This window comes from Streptomyces sp. McG3 (assembly GCF_018619185.1).
Classification (GTDB): Bacteria; Actinomycetota; Actinomycetes; order Streptomycetales; family Streptomycetaceae; genus Streptomyces.
In genome coordinates, this window is record NZ_JAAXYC010000083.1 from 21,942 (window position 1) to 28,605 (window position 6,664).

8 protein-coding genes are annotated in these 6,664 nt (G+C 70.1%); 6 read left to right on the plus strand and 2 right to left on the minus strand.

Annotation, left to right across the window (positions count from 1 at the left end; all coding sequences use genetic code 11):
* Positions 1-5: 5 nt before the first annotated feature.
* Positions 6-695, plus strand: coding sequence for a UbiX family flavin prenyltransferase (locus HET64_RS16135; RefSeq protein ID WP_215106159.1), 690 nt, complete (start codon positions 6-8; stop codon positions 693-695).
* A 7-nt stretch (positions 696-702) separates the two neighbouring features.
* Here HET64_RS16135 and HET64_RS16140 read toward each other — a convergent pair whose 3' ends face one another.
* Positions 703-849 (minus strand): hypothetical protein, encoded by a 147-nt coding sequence (locus HET64_RS16140; protein ID WP_215106177.1) that lies wholly within the window; start codon positions 847-849, stop codon positions 703-705.
* 121 nt (positions 850-970) lie between these two features.
* Here HET64_RS16140 and HET64_RS16145 point away from each other — a divergent pair, with 121 nt between their 5' ends.
* The 5 genes from HET64_RS16145 to HET64_RS16165 all read left to right on the plus strand — a co-directional run bounded on the left by HET64_RS16145 (position 971) and on the right by HET64_RS16165 (position 5,524).
* Positions 971-1,426 carry an Lrp/AsnC family transcriptional regulator gene (locus HET64_RS16145; protein WP_073746151.1) on the plus strand — a complete coding sequence of 152 codons (456 nt, stop codon included), beginning with the start codon at positions 971-973 and terminating at the stop codon, positions 1,424-1,426.
* Between the two features lie 49 nt (positions 1,427-1,475).
* Entirely contained in the window at positions 1,476-2,639 is a 1,164-nt protein-coding gene (mqnE, locus tag HET64_RS16150; RefSeq protein WP_215106175.1) for an aminofutalosine synthase MqnE, read from the plus strand.
* Positions 2,640-2,756: 117 nt separating this feature from the next.
* Complete coding sequence (locus HET64_RS16155; RefSeq protein WP_215106161.1) at positions 2,757-3,278, plus strand: GNAT family N-acetyltransferase; 522 nt, start codon at positions 2,757-2,759, stop codon at positions 3,276-3,278.
* 127 nt (positions 3,279-3,405) lie between these two features.
* A complete protein-coding gene (locus HET64_RS16160) occupies positions 3,406-3,699 on the plus strand; it encodes a DUF4229 domain-containing protein (protein ID WP_215106163.1) in 294 nt (97 codons plus the stop codon).
* 445 nt (positions 3,700-4,144) lie between these two features.
* Positions 4,145-5,524: a dicarboxylate/amino acid:cation symporter gene (locus HET64_RS16165; RefSeq protein WP_215106165.1), complete on the plus strand. Its 1,380-nt coding sequence runs from the start codon at positions 4,145-4,147 to the stop codon at positions 5,522-5,524.
* 85 nt (positions 5,525-5,609) lie between these two features.
* Here HET64_RS16165 and HET64_RS16170 read toward each other — a convergent pair.
* The coding region (locus HET64_RS16170) for an alpha/beta hydrolase (protein WP_215106167.1) at positions 5,610-6,664 on the minus strand (1,055 nt) is incomplete at its 5' end.

A 6,664-nucleotide genomic window follows, 5' to 3' on the forward strand; every position in this document is an offset into this window, starting at 1 on the left:
CTTCAGTGACTCATCAGCAGCGGCGGCCTTGGATTGTCGGGGTGTCCGGTGCTTCGGGGACCCCGTTCGCGGCAGCCGTTCTGCGCGGGCTGCTGGCGGCGGGCGAGAGTGTGGACCTGGTGGTGAGCCGGGCCTCGCGGCTCACGCTGCTGGACGAGACCGGCATCGCGTTCCGGGACGGGCACTGGCGCGAGGACCTGCGGACCTGGCTGGAGCGGGGGGCCGACGGGAAGCCGGACGCGTTCGCGGTCGGGGACGCGGAGCTGGAGCGCGTACGTCATTGGCCCGCCGGTGATCTGGCGGCCGGGCCTTCCTCCGGGTCGTACCCGGCGAAGGGGATGCTCATCGTGCCGGCCTCGACGGCCTGTGTGGCCGGAGTGGCGCTCGGTCTGTCGAAGGACCTGCTCCAGCGGGCCGCGAGCGTGACGCTCAAGGAGCGCCGCCCGCTGGTCGTCGCGGTGCGCGAGACTCCGCTGAGCGGCCAGACGCTGAAGCAGATGGTGGCCCTGGACGAGGCGGGCGCGATCGTGCTGCCCGCCTCTCCGGCGTTCTACGCGGGTGCGACGCACATCCAGGATCTCGTGGACTTCGTCGCGGGGCGGGTGCTGGACGCGGGAGGCGTACCGCACCGGCTGTACCGCCGTTGGGAAGGAGAGCTCGGTGGCGGTTCCCGAGACCCTCGTCAGGACCGGTAGGCCCTGGTCAGCGCTGTTTGTGCGCGCGCGGGGCGCGGGTCTTGTCGACCCGGTGCGCGGCGGCGGGCTGGTGGGCACGCGAGCGGTTGGCCAGGTCCTGCAGCTCGCGCATCCGGGCGTAGGCCATCTCGATCGTGTACACGGTGAAGTTCACTCCTGAAGATTCGAAAGCGTTTCTTGGATGTTCTAGAAGATTTGCAGGGCGTCAGCCCCACATGCCTTAGATTCTACACGTAAACTCGCGGTACTGCTGAACAATGGAAGGCTTCAGTCATATGGACGCGGTGGACAGGCAGCTCATCCAGGCCCTCAGGGAGAACGGCAGGGCCTCGTACGCCGAGCTGGGACGGCTCGTGGGGCTCTCCGGGCCCAGCGTCACCGACCGCATCAACCGGCTGGAAACCGCCGGGGTCATCACCGGCTACCGCGCCACCGTCGACTCCGCGTCGCTGGGGCTCGGCGTGACCGCGCTGATCGGGATCTCGCTCTCGGACGCGGCCGACCACGAGGACGTGGCGCGCCGGCTGAAGGACCTCGCGGAGATCGAGGACGCCTGGTTCATCGCGGGCGACGACTCGTACATGCTGAAGGTCCGCGTCGGCGACGTGGACGGTCTGGAGAAGACGATCCGCCGCCTCAGCGGTACGAAGGGCGTCTCCCGGACGCGTACGACGATCGTGCTCTCCACCAAGTGGGAGAACCGGGTCGGAGAACTCCCCGAGGAGTCGTAGGCGTACGGTTGGTCGGAGTCTGATACACGGAGATATGGGAGGCGCCCTAGTGGACGCGGGACTCAAGCGCGAGCTGGAGGAGAAGGTCCGGGCCGGCGAGCGGCTGACCCGCGAGGACGGGGTCGCCCTCTACGCCTCCGACGACCTGGCGTGGCTGGGCGGGCTTGCGCACGAGGTGCGCACGCGCAAGAACGGCGACGTGGTGCACTTCAACGTCAACCGGCACCTCAACATGACCAACGTGTGCACCGCCTCGTGCGCGTACTGCTCGTTCCAGCGCAAGCCGGGCGAGAAGGACGCGTACACGATGCGCATCGAGGAGGCCGTCCGCCTCGCCAAGGCGATGGAGGGCGAGAACCTCACCGAGCTGCACATCGTCAACGGACTCCACCCGACGCTGCCGTGGCGCTACTACCCGCGCTCGCTCAGCGCGCTGAAGGAAGCCCTCCCGGACGTCGCGCTGAAGGCGTTCACGGCGACGGAGATCCACCACTTCGAGACGATCTCCGGCCTCTCGGCCTCCGAGATCCTCGACGAGCTGATCGAGGCCGGCCTCGAATCGCTGACCGGCGGCGGCGCGGAGATCTTCGACTGGGAGGTCCGCCAGCACATCGTCGACCACCGCACCCACTGGGAGGACTGGTCGCGCATCCACCGCCTCGCGCACGAGAAGGGGCTCAAGACCCCCGCGACGATGCTGTACGGGCACATCGAGGAGCCCCGTCACCGCGTCGACCACGTGCTGCGGCTGCGGGAGATGCAGGACGAGACCGGCGGCTTCCAGGTCTTCATCCCGCTGCGCTACCAGCACGACTTCGTGGACATGAAGGACGGCAAGGTCCGCAACAAGCTCCAGGCGCGCACCACGATGGCGACCGGCGCCGAGGCGCTGAAGACCTTCGCGGTCTCCCGGCTGCTCTTCGACAACGTGCCGCACGTCAAGGTGTTCTGGGTGATGCACGGTGTGCAGACCGCCCAGCTCGCGCTCCAGCACGGTGCGGACGACATGGACGGCTCGGTCGTCGAGTACAAGATCACGCACGACGCCGACGACTTCGGCACGCCGAACAAGCTCGGCCGCGAGGATCTGCTGGACCTGATCCGCGACGCCGGTTTCCGGCCGGTCGAGCGGAACACCCGGTACGAGATCCTGCGCGAGTACCCGGGTCCCGAGGCGGACCGTCGCGAGTCGCCGCAGCCGATGCGCGTCTGACGCCCGCCCGGTCCGATCCCGCACCGGACCAAAGCCCCGGCCGCCGTCCCCGGCCGGGGCTTTCTCGCGTTTCGGACAGGGTTGAGCCGTGCGGGCTGTAATGGTTACTGTGCCCATATGGCACTTACCTTCGAGCTGGATCCCTCGTTCACCCCCGCCCTGCGCGACGGCATCACCGCCCTCTGGGCCGATGTCAGCAACGCGGGCGGAGCCGTCGGCTTCGTTCCGCCCGTCACGGCCGAGGAGATCCGGCCCGACCTGCTCAAGCACCTCGTGGCCATCGAGCAGGGCCGCGCCCGGCTGCTCGTCGGCCGCGACGAGGAGGGCGCCGTCGCCGCCACCGCCTTCCTCACCCTCAACGACCACCGGCTGATGCGGCACTGGCTGTGGCTCTACACCGTCATGGTCCACCCCCGTCACCAGGGCAAGGGGTACGGCCGCGACCTCATGGCCACCGCCGCCGACGCCGCCCGTTCCGTCGAGGGCGTCGAGGCGATCCGCCTCACCTGCCGGGGCGGCACCGGCGCCGACCGCTTCTACGCCGCCTGCGGATACAAGGAGGTCGGCCGGGTGCCGGACGCGATCCGGGTCGCCCCCGACGACGACCGGGACGACATCGTCATGCTGCTCCGGCTGTGAGGTCCGCGGCGCGGATCGTGCCGGGTCCGCCGGGCCCGGGAACCCTCTGAACCGAGAGAATTCGGGCCATGCTTCACTGGACGGGCAGAAGCGTGTCGAGAGTCCATGGGAAGAGAGAGGGCCAGCCGTGTCCGCTGCCAAGCCGAGCGCGTTGATCCGTTACACGGCGTTGCGCCTGCTGATCTTCGTCGGCTGCTTCCTCGCCGCCGGTGTCGCCGTCCACTTTGGGCTGGTGCCCGCAGGGCTCGGGGGCTCCAACGTCGTCTGGGTGATCCTCCTCGGTCTCCTGCTCTCCGCCCCGCTCAGCTACGTGCTGCTGCGCAAGCAGCGCGACGAGATGTCCGAGCAGATCGTCTCCACCGTCGACCGCACCAAGGCGCGCCTCGACGCCAACCGCACCCGCGAGGACGCGGTCCAGTAGCGCCTGTAGGCGCCACGTAAGCTTCCTCACACACGCGCGCCGCGCGCACCCCTTCTCCGCCGGACCCCGGGCGGGAGCCGACAGGCTCCAGCACCGGGGTCCGCGGCGTTCTCCGCTCTTTTGCGCCGCTTTCCAGCCATTCCCGCTCGGCGGACCTCTGCCGGGAAGCCAAAGAAAGGCTTTGAGGTTCCCAAAGTTCAAGTGTTAACGTATTCGACGTGAAGACAGCAGCGCGCCTCCGTCACGCCGCGAGCATCCCGCTCGTGGCGCGCCTGCATGTCGATCTCTGCCGCTGTATGTCCGCGGTCTGTTGCCGCGAGGTCTGATACGGCATCATGCAGCGGCGCCGCCCCCGACGCGGGCGCCGCGACCCCGTCCCCGTTCCACCGCACGACCGCACGGATGGATCCGTGCGTCCCGATGCGTCCCCAGTTGGAGTGTGTCCGTGTCCGCGAACCCCGCGTCCGCCGCCCCCGAGGCCGAGGAGCCCACCGGCTCCGGCCCCGGTTTCCGCATACCCCGGGTCCCGTTCTGGGCCCAGATCGTCGCCGGTCTGGTCCTCGGCGTGCTGCTCGGCTGGCTGGCCCGCAGCCAGGACCTCGGCTGGCTCGTCACCACCCTCGACGAGATCGGCTCGCTCTTCGTCCAGCTGCTGAAGCTGGCCGTCGCCCCGCTGGTCTTCTTCGCGATCCTCGTGTCGATCACCAACCTGCGCCAGGTCAACAACGCCGCCCGGCTCGCGACCCGCACCCTGCTCTGGTTCATGATCACCTCGCTGATCGCGGTCGCCATCGGCCTCGCGATCGGTCTGATCACCAACCCGGGCTCCGGCACCGGCCTCACGCCGAAGGACGGCGCGCTCTCCGAGACCAAGGGCAGCTGGATCGACTTCCTGACCGGCATCGTCCCGGACAACGTGATCACGCCGTTCACCGAGCTGAACGTGCTCCAGATCGTCTTCATGGCCGCCGTCGCCGGTATCGCCGCCCTCAAGCTCGGCGACAGGGCCAAGCCGATCCTCGCCCTCAGCCAGTCGATCCTGGAGCTGCTCCAGAAGGCCCTGTGGTGGGTCATCCGCCTCGCCCCGATCGGCACCGTCGGCCTCATCGGCTACGCCATCGCCGACTACGGCTGGGACCTCATCGGCAAGTACGCGACCTTCACCGCCGACGTCTACATCGGCTGCGCCCTGGTGATGTTCGGCGTCTACCCGCTGCTCCTGGCCACCGTCGCCAAGGTCAGCCCGCTCCAGTTCTTCAAGGGCGCCTGGCCCGCGATCCAGCTCGCCTTCGTCTCCCGCTCCTCGGTCGGCACCATGCCGGTCACCCAGCGGGTCACCGAGCGCCTCGGCGTTCCGAAGGAGTACGCCTCCTTCGCCGTCCCGTTCGGCGCGACCACCAAGATGGACGGCTGCGCCGCGATCTACCCGGCGCTGGCGGCGATCTTCATCGCGCAGATCTTCGACGTGCAGCTGGGCATCGGCGACTACCTCCTGATCGCCTTCGTCTCGGTGATCGGCTCGGCGGCCACCGCCGGTCTCACCGGTGCGACGGTCATGCTGACCCTCACCCTGTCCACGCTGGGCCTCCCGCTGGAGGGCGTCGGCCTGCTGATGGCCATCGACCCGATCCTGGACATGATGCGCACCGCCACCAACGTGGCCGGCCAGGCGCTGGTCCCGGTGATCGTCTCGGCCCGGGAGAAGATCCTCGACCACGACGCGTACAACTCCGCCTCGTCCTCCCCGATCGACTCCTTCGGTGACAGCGACCGGGACGAGGTCCGCGACGCGGAGCCCAAGAGCGCGGTGCCCGTCACCGCCTAGGGTCACTCGGCCCCGGCCGTCCTGACAGCGCCCTCGGACCACGTACGGAACGTGGTCCGAGGGCGCTGTCGTGTTCCGCGTCCGGTCAGGGGCGCTGGAAGAGGACCTCGGGGTTGGCCGGGGTGGGGCCGTTCAGCAGCCGGGCCGGCCGGCCGCGCAGGCTCCGGTCGAAGAACGCCGTCACATAGCTCCGGGTGATCGCGGTCGAGCGGGCCGCGGAGAGCGGCGCGTCCGGGTCCTCGATGCCGAGCTGTTCACCGATCTCCGGGGTGTCCGTGAAGGTGAAGTGCCCGGAGTCCCGCACGGTCAGCCACCGCTTGAAGCCGTCCAGCCGGTCCCAGGCGTCGTCCCAGGACGTGTCGGAGCCGGGACCGTGCCCGGGGTCGGTGCCCAGCATCAGGAACGGCCGCCCGCCCAGCCCTCGTGCGGCGACCGGATCGAAGAACGTGCCGTCCAGGTTGACCCCCGCGTCCACCCGGCGGTCGGCGGCCATCGTGGAGGAGGCCGCGTTGCCCCCGATGGAGTGGCCGGCCATGCCCACCCGGTGCGGGTCGATCGTCCGTGCGTGCCGCCACGCCGGGTCCGGGCCGGTCAGCCGGTCCAGCAGGAACGAGAAGTCGGCGGCCCGCCCGGTGGAGACGGCGGCCAGGACCTTCTTCCGCGCGGCCTCGTCGGGCTGCGCGTCCACCGTGTCGCAGGCCGCACAGGTGAGGACCCGCCCGTCGGGCAGTTCCGTACCGGTCGACTCGTACGGATGGTCCGCGGTCGCCACGACGTAACCCCGGCTCGCCAGTTCCTCCGCGAGCCCGGTCAGCGTGGCCCGGGGTGTGCCGAAGCCGGGGGAGAGCAGGACCAGCGGGAAGCGTCCCGGGGCCGGGCGGGCCGCCGTACGGGCATGGGTGCCGGTACCGCTGACCAGCTCCGGCGGCACGACGTCCTCAAGACCGCGCTGCGCGAGCATCAGCCGCGCCTCTTCCTCCGCCATGTACGGGGCCGGGTCGCCGCCGGTGCGCGGGCGGGCCGGGTAGGTCAGCGACACCAGCAACTGGCGCGGCCCGGCGGCCGGCACCCAGGGGTCGGTGCGCTCGTGGTCGGTCAGGAACAGGGTGTCGCGGCCGGTGGCGTACCGGCCGGTGGGGC

What these genes read in the sequence shown, in the direction of transcription:
- HET64_RS16145 (WP_073746151.1), top strand. Translation starts at nt 971, where the DNA reads ATGGACGCGGTGGACAGGCAGCTCATCCAGGCCCTCAGGGAGAACGGC.
- HET64_RS16155 (WP_215106161.1), top strand. Translation starts at nt 2,757, where the DNA reads ATGGCACTTACCTTCGAGCTGGATCCCTCGTTCACCCCCGCCCTGCGC.